At 64.5% G+C, this 15,073-nt stretch carries 18 protein-coding genes; 16 read left to right on the forward strand and 2 right to left on the reverse strand.

Going from position 1 to position 15,073, the window contains the following annotated elements; translation table 11 throughout:
• Positions 1-6: 6 nt before the first annotated feature.
• Both ABLE71_RS20860 and motA read right to left on the reverse strand, forming a co-directional pair.
• The gene (locus ABLE71_RS20860; RefSeq protein ID WP_348785592.1) at positions 7-936 is read right to left on the reverse strand and encodes a FliM/FliN family flagellar motor switch protein; all 930 of its coding nucleotides are present in this window, start codon (positions 934-936) and stop codon (positions 7-9) included.
• 19 nt (positions 937-955) lie between these two features.
• The gene (gene motA, locus ABLE71_RS20865; RefSeq protein WP_348785402.1) at positions 956-1,831 is read right to left on the reverse strand and encodes a flagellar motor stator protein MotA; all 876 of its coding nucleotides are present in this window, start codon (positions 1,829-1,831) and stop codon (positions 956-958) included.
• 160 nt (positions 1,832-1,991) lie between these two features.
• Between motA and ABLE71_RS20870 the strand changes: the two genes are divergently transcribed.
• The 16 genes from ABLE71_RS20870 (at position 1,992) to ABLE71_RS20945 (ending at position 14,753) form a co-directional block, all read left to right on the forward strand.
• A complete protein-coding gene (locus ABLE71_RS20870) occupies positions 1,992-3,113 on the forward strand; it encodes a DUF1217 domain-containing protein (RefSeq protein ID WP_348785403.1) in 1,122 nt (373 codons plus the stop codon).
• A 9-nt stretch (positions 3,114-3,122) separates the two neighbouring features.
• A complete protein-coding gene (gene flgF, locus ABLE71_RS20875; RefSeq protein WP_348785404.1) occupies positions 3,123-3,845 on the forward strand; it encodes a flagellar basal-body rod protein FlgF in 723 nt (240 codons plus the stop codon).
• 9 nt (positions 3,846-3,854) lie between these two features.
• A complete protein-coding gene (gene fliI / locus ABLE71_RS20880) occupies positions 3,855-5,255 on the forward strand; it encodes a flagellar protein export ATPase FliI (protein WP_348785405.1) in 1,401 nt (466 codons plus the stop codon).
• Positions 5,236-5,874, forward strand: a complete 639-nt coding sequence (locus ABLE71_RS20885; RefSeq protein ID WP_348785406.1) for a hypothetical protein — start codon at positions 5,236-5,238, stop codon at positions 5,872-5,874. The genes fliI and ABLE71_RS20885 overlap by 20 nt, the downstream gene beginning before the upstream one ends.
• 62 nt (positions 5,875-5,936) lie before the next feature.
• Positions 5,937-6,317 (forward strand): flagellar basal body rod protein FlgB, encoded by a 381-nt coding sequence (flgB, locus tag ABLE71_RS20890; RefSeq protein WP_348785407.1) that lies wholly within the window; start codon positions 5,937-5,939, stop codon positions 6,315-6,317.
• 2 nt (positions 6,318-6,319) lie between these two features.
• Positions 6,320-6,736, forward strand: coding sequence for a flagellar basal body rod protein FlgC (flgC, locus tag ABLE71_RS20895; protein WP_348785408.1), 417 nt, complete (start codon positions 6,320-6,322; stop codon positions 6,734-6,736).
• A complete protein-coding gene (locus ABLE71_RS20900) occupies positions 6,736-7,053 on the forward strand; it encodes a flagellar hook-basal body complex protein FliE (protein WP_348785409.1) in 318 nt (105 codons plus the stop codon). Before flgC ends, ABLE71_RS20900 begins: the two co-directional genes overlap by 1 nt.
• Positions 7,054-7,080: 27 nt before the next feature.
• Positions 7,081-7,869, forward strand: coding sequence for a flagellar basal-body rod protein FlgG (gene flgG, locus ABLE71_RS20905; protein ID WP_348785410.1), 789 nt, complete (start codon positions 7,081-7,083; stop codon positions 7,867-7,869).
• Positions 7,870-7,874: 5 nt separating this feature from the next.
• Positions 7,875-8,345, forward strand: coding sequence for a flagellar basal body P-ring formation chaperone FlgA (flgA, locus tag ABLE71_RS20910; RefSeq protein ID WP_348785411.1), 471 nt, complete (start codon positions 7,875-7,877; stop codon positions 8,343-8,345).
• A gap of 5 nt (positions 8,346-8,350) precedes the next feature.
• Positions 8,351-9,610 (forward strand): flagellar basal body P-ring protein FlgI, encoded by a 1,260-nt coding sequence (locus tag ABLE71_RS20915; RefSeq protein WP_348785593.1) that lies wholly within the window; start codon positions 8,351-8,353, stop codon positions 9,608-9,610.
• 8 nt (positions 9,611-9,618) lie between these two features.
• The gene (locus ABLE71_RS20920) at positions 9,619-10,227 is read left to right on the forward strand and encodes a MotE family protein (RefSeq protein WP_348785412.1); all 609 of its coding nucleotides are present in this window, start codon (positions 9,619-9,621) and stop codon (positions 10,225-10,227) included.
• Positions 10,224-10,934 carry a flagellar basal body L-ring protein FlgH gene (gene flgH, locus ABLE71_RS20925; RefSeq protein WP_348785413.1) on the forward strand — a complete coding sequence of 237 codons (711 nt, stop codon included), beginning with the start codon at positions 10,224-10,226 and terminating at the stop codon, positions 10,932-10,934. Before ABLE71_RS20920 ends, flgH begins: the two co-directional genes overlap by 4 nt.
• Positions 10,934-11,476 carry a flagellar basal body-associated FliL family protein gene (locus ABLE71_RS20930; RefSeq protein ID WP_348785414.1) on the forward strand — a complete coding sequence of 181 codons (543 nt, stop codon included), beginning with the start codon at positions 10,934-10,936 and terminating at the stop codon, positions 11,474-11,476. Before flgH ends, ABLE71_RS20930 begins: the two co-directional genes overlap by 1 nt.
• Positions 11,473-12,204, forward strand: a complete 732-nt coding sequence (gene fliP, locus ABLE71_RS20935) for a flagellar type III secretion system pore protein FliP (RefSeq protein ID WP_348785415.1) — start codon at positions 11,473-11,475, stop codon at positions 12,202-12,204. Before ABLE71_RS20930 ends, fliP begins: the two co-directional genes overlap by 4 nt.
• Before the next feature lie 183 nt (positions 12,205-12,387).
• Positions 12,388-13,479, forward strand: a complete 1,092-nt coding sequence (locus tag ABLE71_RS20940) for a flagellin (protein WP_348785416.1) — start codon at positions 12,388-12,390, stop codon at positions 13,477-13,479.
• A gap of 281 nt (positions 13,480-13,760) precedes the next feature.
• On the forward strand, positions 13,761-14,753 hold the full coding sequence (locus ABLE71_RS20945; RefSeq protein ID WP_348785417.1) for a flagellin: 993 nt from the start codon (positions 13,761-13,763) through the stop codon (positions 14,751-14,753).
• Positions 14,754-15,073: the final 320 nt, after the last annotated feature.

Consider the following 15,073-nt stretch of genomic DNA (forward strand, 5'->3'; position numbering starts at 1 on the left):
TACCGCCTAGCCGGCGGCAACCAGCCCTTCAATGATGTCGTGCCCGGCATCGAATGGATGCCTGACGCGGACCGTGTAGTTCTGTCCCAGCTTGCCGAACTCGCACACGAACAGCGTCTTTTGCCGCGCCGACAGCTTGGCCTGCGCTTGCGCGTCGCCCTCGAACTCAATGACCTGGCCGACTCTCAATCCGGCGACCTGGCCAAGCGTCATGCGCGCGAGCGGCATGGTCGCCTGAAGTTCAACGCCCGAGCGCATTACTTCCTCGCTGAAGCGCTGGCGCCATTGTGTCGCCGGCCCCGCCTTCTGGGCGCTGCCCGAGCCTGCTCCCTTGAGCAACAGCCGTTGTGGCACGGTCAGCACGAGCTCACCGGCTCCAGCTGGCGCGGATATTGCAAGCACCATCCGAACCCCCGGTCCGTCGCGAAGGATGTGCTTTTTCAGGTCGGCTCCGCACATGGCCTGAGGCAGAGGCAGGATGAGATCGAATGGACTGTTGCCGGCCTGGCTGAACCCCTTGGCGACCTCCTCGAACACGCGCGACGCGACGACCGTCTCGGTCGGCGACAGATCGCGGCTGATCGGGGCGGCGGCGAGGCCCGGGTCCCCGCCGAACAGCATGCTGACGATCAGGGCCACCGCGGCGGCATCGATCGTCATGACCAGCGCGTCGGGCGAGGCTGCCGATGGCGCTACGATCATGGCATGGCCGTCGCCGTCGGGTCTTGCATCGGCGAGACGCGCCAGTTCGACTCCCTTGAGCTCGATCGTCAGGTCGAGGCAGAGGTTTAGCCTGAGCGACTCCCTGATCGCGGGAGCAGCTTTCTCGATGACGGCGCGTGCAGCGTCCGTCACGCGGTCGGGCTCGCCCGTCTCGCCGACGAGCCGCTCGATGATATAGGCGCGCATTTCCGCGGGGGTGGCGGGACTGGTCATGGTCACTGGACGCTCACGATCAGGCTGCCTTCTTCTCGGCGGCGCCGGTATTCATCGTGCTCTGCTCGACCGCGTCGATCGACGGACGTTCATAGGCCGAAATCGTCTTGCGGCCGAACTCGATCGCCACCTGCGGCAGCGAGCCGTTCATGTAGGCGAGCAGCGTCTGCTTCACGATGATGTAGAGACGATTCTTCTTCTCGCGCACGGTCTTGATCTTGGTCGCGATCGGTCCGACTACGCAGTAGGACATGAAGATGCCGAGGAACGTGCCGACCAGCGCCGCGCCGATCAGCCCGCCGAGGATCTCCGGCGACTGGTCGAGCGCTCCCATCGCCTTCACCACGCCGAGCACCGCGGCCACGATGCCGATAGCCGGGAAGCCGTCGCCCATGGCGGTCAGCGCGTGATAGGCCTTCAGCTTGTCGGCGCGGATCGTCTGGATCTCCTCGTCCATCAGCGCCTCGATCTCGTGCGGCCGCGCATTGCCGATGATGATGATGCGGCAATAGTCACAGATGAAATGCATGAGATCGTGGTTCTTCAGCACCGTCGGGAAAGCCTGGAAGATCGCCGACTCGTTCGGATTGTCGATATGCGCCTCGACCTCGCTGCGCGACTTCGACTTCAACTCCCGCATCAGCGAATGCAGCACGCCGAGTGTCTCGAGATAGTCCCGTTCCTTCGGCACCGCCTGCTTGAAGGCTTCCATGCAGGCCTTGCCGGTGTCCTTCACCACCTTCATCGGATTGGCGACGAGGAAGGAACCGAGCGCGGCTCCGCAGATGATCACGACTTCCCAGGGCTGGATCAGCACTTCGATGTGGCCGCCCATCGCCATGAAGCCGCCGAGCACGCAGCCCAGCGTCACCACCAGCCCGATCAGAATACCCACGGCAAGTCCTTCGCAAACGCAATGACGTTTCAGAAGTACAGGGCGTGCCTTGTGTGAGGCTTGAATCGCGATGCGTGATCGCATGAACGCGCGAAAGGTTCAGCCTCGCGCAAGCAAGCCGGCCTAGCTTTCCTCGATAAGCTTCGGCCGGAGGCCTGCCTTGCTCAGCACCTATGTCAGCTATCAGCTCATCGTCAGGGACATGCCGAAGGCCATCGACCGCGTCGAGCGCGAGCCGATGGTGGATCGCGAGACGAAATATTACCTCGAGAACATCTCGAAGGTGAAAACCATCGACGAGTTCGTCAAGGACGACCGCCTCTTCCGCTATGCCATGAAGGCGCATGGCCTCGAGGACATGGCCTACGCCAAGGCCTTCATGGTCAAGGCGCTGAAGGAGGGCATCTCCGACCCCGACAGCTTCGCCAACAAGCTGTCGGACAAGCGCTACGCCGAGTTCGTCGGCACCTACAACTTCGCCAAGCACGGTGAACTGGCCACGGTCTACAACAAGGCCCAGCACGAGGTGCCGGGCAACTATCTGATGCAGGCTGAGATCGCTGGCCTCGATCCGGAATCCGAATACGTCCAGCAGGAGACCGCCTACTATCGCGCCAACATCGGCAAGGTGACGTCGATAGAGGCGCTGATGTCCAACGAACGACTGCTCACCTACGCCATGGCGGCCTACGGTCTCGACGGCACCACCGAGGACCTTGATTACATCGAAGAGCTGCTCGCCGGCGGCGTGCGCGACCCGAAGAGCCCGGCCAATGTCGAGGAGGACAAGCGTTATACCGGCTTCGTCGCCGCTTTCGACTTCGAGGCGCTGGGCGACAAGGCGACAACGCTCACCCGCGCGCAGCAGCCTTCAATCGACAAATATCTGCGCCAGACGCTTGAGGAGAACGCCGGCGAGGAGAACGAGGGCGTCCGGCTCGCTCTCTATTTCGAACGGAAGGCGGCCGGTATCACCAGTTTCTACGAAATTCTCGCGGACCCGGCCTTGGCGGAGGTGGTGCGCACAGCGCTCAGCCTGCCGGATTCCTTCGCCTCCGCCGACATTGACCAGCAGGTGAAGTTCTTCGAGTCGAAGCTGGACATCGAGGACTTCACCGACCCCGAGCGGCTCGGAAAATTCCTCACCCGTTTCACCAGCATGTGGGAGGTCAACAATCCGACCGCGCCCGCTCAGGCGCAGATCAGCGTGCTGTTCAGTCAGCCGGTCGAATTCGGCATCTCGACCGACACGCTTTTCGCCATCCAGTCGATGAAGCGGTAGGGGCGGCCTGTGCAGGACGGTCTCTACGTCGCCCTCTCCTCCCAGATCGCGCTGGAAAAGCGACTGAACACCATCGCCGACAATGTCGCCAACGCTTCTACCATCGGCTTCCGCGCAACCGGCGTGAAATTCGAGGACGTGGTATCGAGTCTCAACGATCAGGCGCTTTCCTTCGTCTCATCCGGCGACACCTACATCTCAGATACCAACGGCCCGTTGCGCGAAACCGGAAATCCGTTCGACTTCGCCATCAAGGGCGACGCCTGGTTCGGCATCGAGACGCCTGGCGGCACGGTCATGACTCGCGACGGCCGCTTCACGCTCACCGAGAACGGCGAACTGGTGACGATCGAAGGCTATCCGGTGCTCGATGCCGGCGGCGCGCCGATCCAGCTCGATCCGCGAAATGGCCCCCCGCGCGCCGGCGCCGACGGGTCGCTGCGCCAGGGCGACAATCTTGTCGGCGCTCTCGGCCTCTACAGTTTCGATCCCGGCCCGAACTTCGTCCGCTTCGGCAATTCCGGCATCGTACCGGCCAGCGAACCGGAACCGGTGGTCGACCGCATCGACGCTGGCGTCTCCCAGGGATTTCTCGAGGAATCCAACGTCAATCCGGTGCTGGAAATCACCCGGCTGATCATGGTGCAGCGCGCCTTCGAAAACGGCGCCGCGATGATCCGCGACACCGAATCCTCCTTCGACGAAGCCATAAAAACCCTTGGCTCGAGATAACGGCCACAGATGACGCTGTCCCTGCCGGTTTCGCGTTTCGCCCTTCAGGCGCGGGACAACCCGCTGGAAGCACTGGAACGCGCCTGGCGCCGCGTCAGCGACGAACACGCGCTGGTCAGGCGCGGCGGCCGCATCACCGAGGTCTCGCCGACCCATTTTCGCGTGCGCGGCCTGTCGCAGGTGGCGCGGCTCGGCGAAATGATCGAGCATCGCAGCCGCGCCGGCCTGCGTCACGGCGAGATCGTGCAGATCTCGCCCGACGAGGTGCTCGTCGCTCCGTTCGAGCGGGCGGGTGATGCGGGCGTCGGCGACGCCGTCATCGACCTCGGCCCGTTTTCCGTCCTCCCGCACGCCTCGTGGCGAGGCCGCGCCATCGACGCGTTCGCCCGCCCGATCGACGGCGGCCTGCCCCTGCCGCAAGGCGACCCGGCCGACGCCGCTCGCGTCGCGCAGCCCCCGGCGCTCGCACGCCAGCGCGTGGGCTCGGCCTTCGCGACTGGCGTCAAGGTCATCGACATCTTCACGCCGATCTGCTTCGGCCAGCGTCTCGGCATTTTCGCGGGCTCCGGTGTGGGCAAGTCGACGCTGCTCGCCATGCTCGCCGCCGCTTCCGCCTTCGACACGGTCGTCGTCTCCCTGGTCGGCGAGCGCGGCCGCGAGGTGCGCGAGTTCCTCGAAGACACGATCGGTCCCGAGTGTATGGCCAAGACGATCGCCGTCGTCTCGACCAGCGATGAGAGCGCCATGATGCGCCGCCGCGCGCCGGACACCGCCATGCGTGTCGCCGAACATTTTCGCCTCCGGGGCGACCGCGTGCTGCTTGTGCTCGACTCCATAACCCGCTTCGCCCACGCGCTGCGCGAGGTCGCGACAGGCACCGGCGAGCCTCCGGTCGCGCGCGGCTATCCGGCCTCGGTCTTCACCGAATTGCCGAAGCTCCTCGAACGGGCGGGACCCGGCGTCGAAGGTTCCGGCTCCATCACCGCGATCATCTCCGTGCTCATAGACGGCGACGACCACAACGACCCCGTCGCCGATTCCGTGCGCGGTATCCTCGACGGCCATGTCGTCCTCGACCGATCGATCGCCGAGCAGGGCCGCTACCCTCCCGTCAATCCGCTGTCGTCCATATCGCGTCTCGCGCCGAAGGCCTGGAGCGAAGACCAGCGCGCGCTCGTCACCAGGCTCAAGGCCATGATCTCGCGCTTCGAATCGACGCGCGACATCCGCCTGCTTGGAGCCTACCAGCCCGGCGCCGATGCCGAGCTGGATGTCGCCGTGAAGCAGGTGCCGCTGATCTACGAAGCGATGACGCAGACGCCCCGCGACCGTCCCTGCGTCGACGCTTTCGCCGACCTCGCCCGCCATCTGAAGTCCAGGGACAAGCCGCATGTTGCGCAACAAGGCTGACCGTTTGCTCGAGGAAATGATCCGCGACAACAAGCTAACAGCGGAGGAAGCGGACGGGATGGCGCAAACGCGGGGGGAGAAGTCGGCGCGCGTCGCGGCCGAGCAGACCGCCAGGCGCCGCGATCGCCGCAGCGACTTCACCGTCGCCGCCCTCGGCGTCACGCTTGGGCTGATCTGCGCGCTCTTCCCCTGGTACATCTTTTTCAATCCGGACGAATTCGGCGTCCGTGCGATGAAGTTCGGCGGCAGCGGCGGCGGAACCGAGCCGATCATGCTCGGCGCCCAGCCCGAGCGCGTCGGCGCACCCGTTGCCTCCCGCGAAATTCCGCCGATGGAGCTCGACCTCCTGTCCACGGGCACGGCCGCCAAGGAAGCTGAGGAAGACGGTGAGCGGGGCACGCCGGGGCTGACCGACCAGCCCTTCCCCGCCCCCGTGGTATCGTTCAAGCTCGTTCACATCGCCAATGGCCGCGCGATGCTGGAAGACGACACCGGCCTCTTCGTCGTACAGCCCGGCTCGATCCTGCCCGATGGCGCCCGCGTCGAGACCATCGAGGAACGCCATGGCCGCCCCGTCCTCGTCACCGATGCCGGCGTGGTGCTCGAACTGGAGCGATAGCCCCCCGCAAGGCCCGCGCAAGACTGGCGGGCTACTCTCTGGAAATCTGCCCGGAGATTTTCATGGAGCCCGTCAACCTTTTCGACCTTGCCGCACAGCAGTCGCGATGGCTTGCCGTGCGTCAGTCGGCGGTTGCGGGCAACGTCGCCAACGTCAACACGCCGGGCTACGGCACGGTCGACGTCGAGCCGTTCGAGAAGGTCCTGGACAAGTCAGGCGTCGCCATGGCCGCCACGCAGGCCGGGCATATCGGCGGCCGTTCCACCGATGCAGGCTTCGCCATCCGCGAGGAGCAGCGTGATGCCTCTCTCTTGCCTTCGGAGAATTCCGTGGTGCTCGAAAACGAGCTGCTCAAGGCCGGCGACATCCGCCGCCAGTTCGAACTCAATACGGCGATCGTCAAGGCGTTCCACCGCATGCTCATGCTGACATCGAAGAGCTGATCATGGACCCGCTCGCCGCCGCCTTGAAAGTCGCTGCCTCCGGCCTCGGCGTCCAGTCGGAGCGGCTGCGCGTCGTGTCGGAAAACCTCGCCAACGCACAGTCGACAGGCGATGCGCCCGGCGCGGAACCCTATCGCCGCAAGACGATCAGCTTCGCCGCCGAGCTCGACCGCGCGACCGGTGGATCGCTTGTCGAGGTCAACGACATTGGGCGCGACGACACCGACTTCCCGGTCGAGTTCATTCCCGGCCACGAGGCGGCGGACGACAAGGGCTACGTCAAGATGCCCAACGTCAACGTGCTGATCGAAATGGCCGACATGAGCGAGGCCAACCGCTCCTACGAGGCCAATCTGCAGGTTATCAAGCAGGCGCGCGAATTGATCTCCATGACCATCGACCTGATGCGGAGCCAGTAATGATCGGCGGCATTGGCGCAATCGACTTCAAAGCGATAGGCAGCGCGTCGCAGCTCGGCCAAGGCAGCCCGGCGGCGGCCACCGGGACCGCGGACGCAACCGGCTCCTTCGCATCGGTTCTGTCCGATCTCGCCACGCGCACCGTTGGCACGCTGGAACGCGCTGAAGAGCTCGCCGTGCAGGGCATTCAAGGCCAGGCGGACACACGCGAAGTGGTCGATGCCGTGATGAGCGCCGAGCAGGCGCTGACGGCGGCCGTCGCCATCCGCGACAAGATCGTCAGCGCCTATATGGAAATCAGCCGGATGGCGATCTGAGAACGCCGTGCGAAAGGGTAAGCAGTCATGAAGGCACTCGCCATCGCCGCCACGGGCATGAACGCCCAGCAGACCAATCTCGAGGTCATCGCCAACAACATCGCCAACATCAACACCACCGGCTTCAAGCGCGCGCGCGCCGAATTCTCCGACCTTCTCTATCAGGTCGACCGCATGCAGGGCGTGCCGTCGCGCGCCAATGACAGCCTCGTTCCGGAAGGTGTCTCGATCGGTCTCGGCGTCAAGACCTCAGCCGTACGCAACGTCCATGTCCAGGGCGGATTGACCAGCACAGGCAACAATCTCGACCTTGCGTTGACGGGCAACGGCTGGTTCCAGATCGAAGGCGCCGAGGGCCAGACGCTCTACACCCGCGCCGGTTCGTTCAACACCAACGCTACCGGTCAGCTCGTCACCGTCGACGGCTTCACCGTCACCCCGGCCATAACCGTGCCGACCGACGCGCTGGACGTGGTCGTCAACAAGACGGGTCAGGTCTTCGCCCGCATCGACGGTCAGACGGAACTGCAGGAGCTCGGCCAACTGACGCTCGCCAGCTTCGCCAACGAGGCGGGCCTGGCGCCGCTGGGCGACAATCTCTTCCATGAAACGGCGGCCTCGGGTCCCGCCACCGTCGGCGTTCCCGGCGACCTAGGCTTCGCCACCATCGAACAGGGATATCTGGAGAACTCCAACGTCGACCCGGTGAAGGAAATCACCGAGCTGATCTCGGCGCAGCGCGCCTACGAGATGAACTCCAAGGTCATCCAGGCCGCCGACGAGATGGCCGCCGTGGTTTCGAAGAACATCCGGTGACAGGCATGACGAATCGGGTCCTGGGCAGCGCACTCGTCGTCGTCGCCGCGCTGGCATTTTTCGCAGGCGCCGCGCCGGCGCTTGCGCAGGAGGTCGTGCTCATCCCGAGCCGTGTCATCTATCCCGGCGAGACGATCGACCTCGCGGTGTTGAAGGAAGTGACGCTGAAACCCGGCAGGATCGTCCCGCCGGCAGTCGTGTTCCGCGCCCCGGAGATCGAAGGCAAGGTCGCAAAGCGAACGCTGCTTCCAGGCCGCTACATTCCCGCGGCGGCACTGCGCGAAGCCTGGCTGGTCGAACAGGGCGCCCCGGTCCAGGTGATGTTCGTCTCCGGCCCGCTGACCATCTCGGCGACAGCGGTCACCCTGCAATCGGGAGCTGCCGGCGATCTCGTCAAGGTGCGCAACATCGACAGCGGCAAGGTCTTTACCGGCATCGTGATGGCCGACGGCTCGATCAGGGTCGGAGCCTCATGATCGGCCTGCGTCAGACGGCATTTCTGCTGGCGCTTGCGCTGACCGCGGGTCCCGCGGCCGGCGCCGATTTCGTAGACGACTACCCGCCGCCGGTGCCGGGCGACGGCGTTTTCGTCGACACGCGTTTCCCGCCGCCGCTGGATGGGGTTCCGATCGGGCAGGAGGGAGCCGGCGCCTATGCGCAGTTCCCGCCGAACAGCAGTCCATTGCCCCCGCACGGATCCGCTGCCCGCATCAAGGACATCGCGCAGCTTCAGAGCGCGCGCGACAATCAGCTCGTCGGCTACGGTCTCGTGATCGGCCTGCAAGGCTCGGGCGACAGCCTGCGCAACGCACCGTTCACCGAGCAGTCGATCCGCGCCATGCTGGAAAACCTGGGCATAGCCAGCGAAGGCGGGCGAGCCCGCGCACGCAATGTCGCCGCCGTCATCGTAACCGCCAACCTGCCGCCCTTCGTCAAGTCCGGCTCGCGCATAGATGTCAGCGTCTCCTCGCTCGGCGATGCCACCTCGCTCGCCGGCGGCACTCTGGTGATGACGCCGATGAAGGCCGCTGACGGCGAGATCTACGCCGTGGCGCAGGGGCCGGTCTCGGTCTCCGGCTTCAGCGCCGAGGGCCAGGCGGAAACGCTTACCCAGGGCGTGCCGACCTCCGGTCGTGTCGCCAACGGGGCAATCATAGAGCGGGAGGTCGAAGCGAGCTTCGCCAGCCAGTCGAACCTCGTCCTCCAGCTTAGAAACGCCGACTTCTCGACCGCCGTCCGCATCACCGACGCCATCAACACCTATTCGAACCAGCGGTTCGGCAAACGAGTCGCCCACGAGCAGGATTCGCGCACCATCATCATCAAGAAGCCGGACAAAGTATCGCCGGCCCGCTTCTTCGCCGAGCTCGAAAACATCGTCGTCGAGGCCGACGCGCCTGCACGCGTCGTCGTCGATGAGCGGACCGGAACTATCGTCATCGGGAACGACGTTCGCATCTCGCGCGTCGCCATCAGCCATGGCGCGCTGACGGTCAGGATCAGCGAGGCGCCGCGCGTCGTGCAGCCCGAGCCCTTCTCGGATGGCGAGACCGCGGTCGAGCCCTATACGGTTATTGACGCCAACCAGCCCGACGCCAAGGTCGCGGTGCTTGAGGGACCCGATCTCGAAACGCTGGTCTCCGGCCTCAACCGCCTCGGCGTCAAGCCGGACGGCATCATAGCGATCCTGCAGGGCATCAAATCCGCTGGTGCCATGCAAGCCGATCTGGTCGTCCAATGAGCCCGCCGATGATTTTTTCCCACCTCATCCACGCAAAGCAGGCACCGCACGCCCTGATGCTGCTGGCATCCGTATCGCTGCTGCTTTCAGCCGGCAGCCTGGGTGCCACCGAGACAATCGTCGAGCATATCGAAGAACCGGGCCTGGCTGCCCCGGAAGCCCAGGCGACCGACGCCGAGCCGACCGGCGCGGTCAGAGCCGTCCGCGTGCCCCTGGAGACCGGTACCGAGATCGAGCGATTCTGCTCCAACATCGCCGACGCCGCGCGCGACCGACGTTATGTGCTCCAGTCGGAGGAGCTTCAGGCGCTCCAGCGGGAGGTCGACACGCGCATCGAACTGCTCGAGGAGAAGCGCGCCGAATACGAGTCTTGGCTGAAACGCCGCGAGGATTTTCTCGCCAGGGCCGAGGAAGGCGTCGTCAAGATCTACTCCGGCATGCGGCCCGACGCGGCCGCCGAACGCCTTGCCGAGATGGACGCCGCACTCGCCGCCGGCATCCTGATGAAACTCGAAGCGCGCAAGGCCGGGGTCATCCTGAACGAGATGGAGCGAAAGACGGCGGCGATGCTCACCGGGATCATGGTGAGCGCGGCGCGGAGAGCCGACCCGACATGACGCGCGCCAGAGTTCTCGCTCCTGTTCTTATGCTCATTGCGTCGCTTCTCGCTGGCTGTGGCGGTTTGCGTGAGATCGGCGTCGAGCCGGCGCTGTCGCCGGTCGGCGCCGGCCTTGCCGGCGCGCCGCCGCCCGTCGAATATGCCGGCTATCCGGCGCCGCCGCAAAAGCGCTTTTCGCTCTGGAACGACCGCCAGAGCCGGCTCTTCACCGATCCGCGCGCATTGTCGCCGGGCGACATTTTGACGGTGAGGATCAACATCAGCGACCGCGCCCGCTTCAAGAACGAATCCGACCGCAGCCGGACCGCGAGCCGTTCGCTCGGCGGCGCGATCGACTATGAATGGGACGGCGTGGGCTCGAGCGGCAGCCTGGACGCGAGCGTCAATTCCGCGACCTCCGCCGAGGGCGAAGGCGAGACGAAACGGTCCGAGGATCTGGAGCTGTTGGTCGCGGCCGTGGTCGTCGAAGTGCTCGGCAACGGCAATCTTGTCATCCAGGGTTCCCAGGAGGTCCGCGTCAACGCGGAGCTCCGCGTCCTTACCATCGGCGGCATCGTACGGCCGGTCGACATCGGTCCGCAGAACACGATCTCTTACGAGCGCATCGCCGAGGCGCGCATTTCCTATGGCGGCCGTGGCCGCCTGACCGAGGTGCAGCAGCCGCCATGGGGCCATCAGATCCTCGATCAGGTCCTGCCCTTCTGATGGCGGCGGCGGTCAAAGACGCGGCTGCCGAAGGGCCTCCCGCAAAAAGCGGACCCTCGCTCGTCGTCCAGCTCGGTGCGCTGGTCGCCATGACCATCGCTGCTGCCGGCATGGGCTGGGTGTCCGGCGGCTTCATGACCGGAGAGAAGTCCGGTTCCGAGGCGGCAGCCCATGCTCCGGCGGCGGCCGGCGCGCATGGCGCCAAGAGCGAAGGCGGGCACGGCGAATCCGGTGGTCACGCCGAGACGGCGCCTCACGGCGACACCCTCGTCCCGCTCGCCGCGGTCACCACCAACATCGCTTCGCCGAGCGACGTCTGGGTGCGCATGGAAGTGGCGATCGTGCTCGACGAGCCGCAGGCGCATGATTTGCCCGGTATCGTCCAGCAGGACCTTCTCTCCTACATTCGCACCGTCAAGATGCATGAGATCGAAGGCGCCAGCGGCCTGCGGCATCTCAGGGAGAATCTGCAGGAGCGCGCCGCTATCCGCAGCGATGGCCACGTCAAGCAAGTTCTGATCAGGACATTGCTGTTCGAATGAAGCACCTCGGCCTCGCAATCCTGCTGTTGCTGGCGAGCGCATCGGCAGCATCGGCGCAGCAGATCGACCTCGGCGCCATCGGTCAGGCCGACGGCGCCACGATCGGCCGAATCATCCAGATGTTCGGTCTGCTCACCATCCTTTCGGTGGCGCCGGGCCTCCTGATCATGGTCACGAGCTTCACGCGCTTCGTCATCGCCTTCTCGATCCTGCGCGCCGGCATCGGCCTGCAGACCACCCCCGCCAACCTCATCATCATCAGCCTTTCGCTCTTCATGACCTTCTACGTCATGTCCCCGACTTTCGATCAGGCCTGGAACAACGGCGTCCGGCCGCTGATGGACAACCAGATCAGCGAAACCGAGGCCTTCGAACGCATCTCAGATCCCTTCCGCGCCTTCATGGTGAGAAACGTCCGCGACCAGGATTTCGACCTCTTCGCCGATCTTGCGCGCGAGCGCGGCGACACCGTCGAGCGGGAGACGGTCGATCTGCGCGTGCTCGTGCCTGCCTTCATGATCTCCGAGATCAGGCGCGGCTTCGAGATCGGCTTCCTGATCGTGCTGCCCTTCCTCGTCATCGACCTGATCGTCGCCACCATCACCATGGCGATGGGCATGATGATGCTGCCGCCCACCGTCGTCTCGCTGCCGTTCAAGATATTGTTCTTCGTGCTGATCGACGGCTGGAATCTTCTGGTCGGCAGCCTGGTGCGATCGTTCAACTAGGTTGAATTTGGCTAAAATCATAAAGGGTTAACCACGTCGGTTATCCATTTCGCAGGTATCCCGCCTCATAGTCCGCCGTGACTATGGCGGGTGATCACGGGGACGCGATCATTGGCATGATGCCGTACCGTCATACCGGTCGGGCCGGTATGCCAACATTTCCGTGTTTGGGGTACGCGTATCATGGCGAGTATCATGACCAACGCTTCGGCGTTGACGGCTCTTCAGAGCCTGAATTCAACCAACAAAAATCTTGAAGTCACGCAGTCCCGCATCTCGACGGGCTACCGTGTCGCCGAGGCAAGCGACAACGCCGCGTACTGGTCGATCGCCACCACGATGCGCTCGGACCACAAGGCGCTTTCGACCGTGCAGGATTCGCTCGGCCTCGGCGCGTCCAAAATCGACACCGCCTACACCGGCATGAACAAGGCCATCGAGGTGGTCAACGACATCAAGGTCAAGCTCGTGGCCGCCAATGGCGCCAGTGCTGCCGACAAGGCCAAGATCCAGGTCGAGATCGAGGCGCTGCAGGGTCAGCTGAAGAGCTACGCCGACGCCGCGACCTTCTCCGGCGCCAACTGGCTCTCGGTCACCTCGGACAAAACCGCGGCCGGCGCCGCCGCCGGCACTTCGGACGCCGTCCAGCAGGATGTGAAGATCGTCTCCGCGTTCAACCGTTCCGCTTCGGGCGCCGTGTCGCTCGGCACCATCGACGTCAAGATCGAGGGTATCAAGCTCTTCGACAATGGAACGAGCACGGCCGTCAAGAACGATGGCATTCTGGATCGTGAAACACGGATCTGGAACACCGCTGTCTCCCAGGCCGCCTATGATACGGCCTATGCGACGGCTCTCGCGGGTGGCGGCACGGACGTTGCTGCCGACCTCGCGGCCGACACTGCAGCCCACGCTGCGGACGGAACCGCCGGCGAGATCGTTGGCGTTTCTGTATACAACCTCGACGTCACCGCGGGCGGCGTGACCGATGCCTTCATTACCGGCATGTTGACCAAGGTCGAGGGTGCGCTGAAGCAGATGACGACCGCCGCGACCAATCTCGGCGCCGCCAAGAGCCGCGTCGACCTGCAGAAGACCTTCACCACGAGCCTGATGGACTCCATCGAGCGTGGCGTCGGCCAGCTCGTCGATGCCGACATGAACAAGGAATCGACCCGTCTCCAGGCGCTGCAGGTTCAGCAGCAGCTTGGCATCCAGGCGCTGTCGATCGCCAACGGCAACTCGCAGTCGATCCTGTCGCTCTTCCGCGGCTGATCACCCCGACTTCCGGGCGCCGAACTCACTTGACTGAAGGGCCGCGCGAAAGCGCGGTTCTTGTCGTTTGCGAGCCTGCCGATAAGTCCTCGTAAGCGTGGAAAAGGCTGGAAAGATAAACCGTTAACCACACTGCTTATCCATTTTGCAGGGAGTGCCTGCGATAGTGCTCTCATAGATGGCGGATTGATCTCGGGGGACGCGATCATTGGCATGATGCCGCACCGTCATACCGGTCGGGCCGGTATGCAAAAATAATCTGTGTAAAAGGTACGAGTATCATGGCCAGCATCATGACCAACGCTGCGGCGTTGACGGCTCTTCAGAGCCTGAATTCAACCAACAAGAATCTCGAGGTCACGCAGTCCCGCATTTCGACGGGCTACCGCGTCGCCGAAGCCTCCGACAACGCCGCCTACTGGTCGATCGCCACCACGATGCGCTCGGACCACAAGGCGCTTTCGACCGTGCAGGATTCGCTCGGCCTCGGCGCCTCCAAGGTCGACACCGCCTACACCGGCATGCAGAAGGCCATCGACACCGTCAACGAGATCAAGGTCAAGCTCGTCGCCGCCAACGGCGCCAGCGCCGCCGACAAGGAAAAGATCGACGTCGAGATCAAGGCGCTGCAGGGCCAGCTCAAGAGCTACGCCGACGCGGCGACCTTCTCGGGCGCCAACTGGCTTTCGACCGACACGACGACTGGCCACACCGCCGCCGGCACCTTCAACGACGTCAAGATCGTGGCATCGTTCAACCGCAACGCGGCCGGTTCGGTCTCGCTCGGCACGATCGACGTCAAGGTGCAGGACATCAAGCTCTATGACGCGGCGGCCGCTGCAACCGGCCTGACGGACGGCATTCTCGACGCGCATCGCCTCGGCACGACCGGCGCCCGCATCGCTGCCGGCGCAACCGTCGTCGCCGGCACCGACGCCGCCGGCGACACCTACACGGTCTCGACGCTCTCGGTGGCCGGTTTCTCCGACGCGCAGATCACCAAGCAGCTCGCCGTGGTTGAGTCGGCGCTTAAGGAAATGACGACTGCCGCGACCAACCTCGGCGCCGCCAAGAGCCGCATCGATCTGCAGAAGACCTTCACCACCAGCCTGATGGACTCCATCGAGCGTGGCGTCGGCCAGCTCGTCGATGCCGACATGAACAAGGAATCGACCCGCCTCCAGGCGCTGCAGGTTCAGCAGCAGCTCGGCATCCAGGCGCTGTCGATCGCCAATGGCAACTCGCAGTCGATCCTGTCGCTCTTCCGCGGCTGATCGAACCGTCTCAGGCAAAATCGCGAAACGGGGACTTCGCAGAAACGGGCCGCGCGTCACGCGCGGCCCGTTTCGCATTTTTCGACGGCCATGGATCGCCGACGCCTTCCAGCCGCAAAACAATTCGCACCGACTTCCGCCTATCCCGACCGGCAGGAACCGGGACATCCGCGCGGCGCAACGCGATTTCTCCGCGGCGTCGACATCATCAGCCCCCTGTTGAAGGGGGCGACGCTCCTCCGCCGGCACTTTGTGTCAACCAATTCCCCATGCGGGATATGCAACCGCTTAATCGGCTGTTAACCATGTCAGTGTAGTCA

Source organism: Mesorhizobium sp. KR9-304, assembly GCF_040049215.1.
Lineage (GTDB): Bacteria > Pseudomonadota > Alphaproteobacteria > Rhizobiales > Rhizobiaceae > Mesorhizobium_K.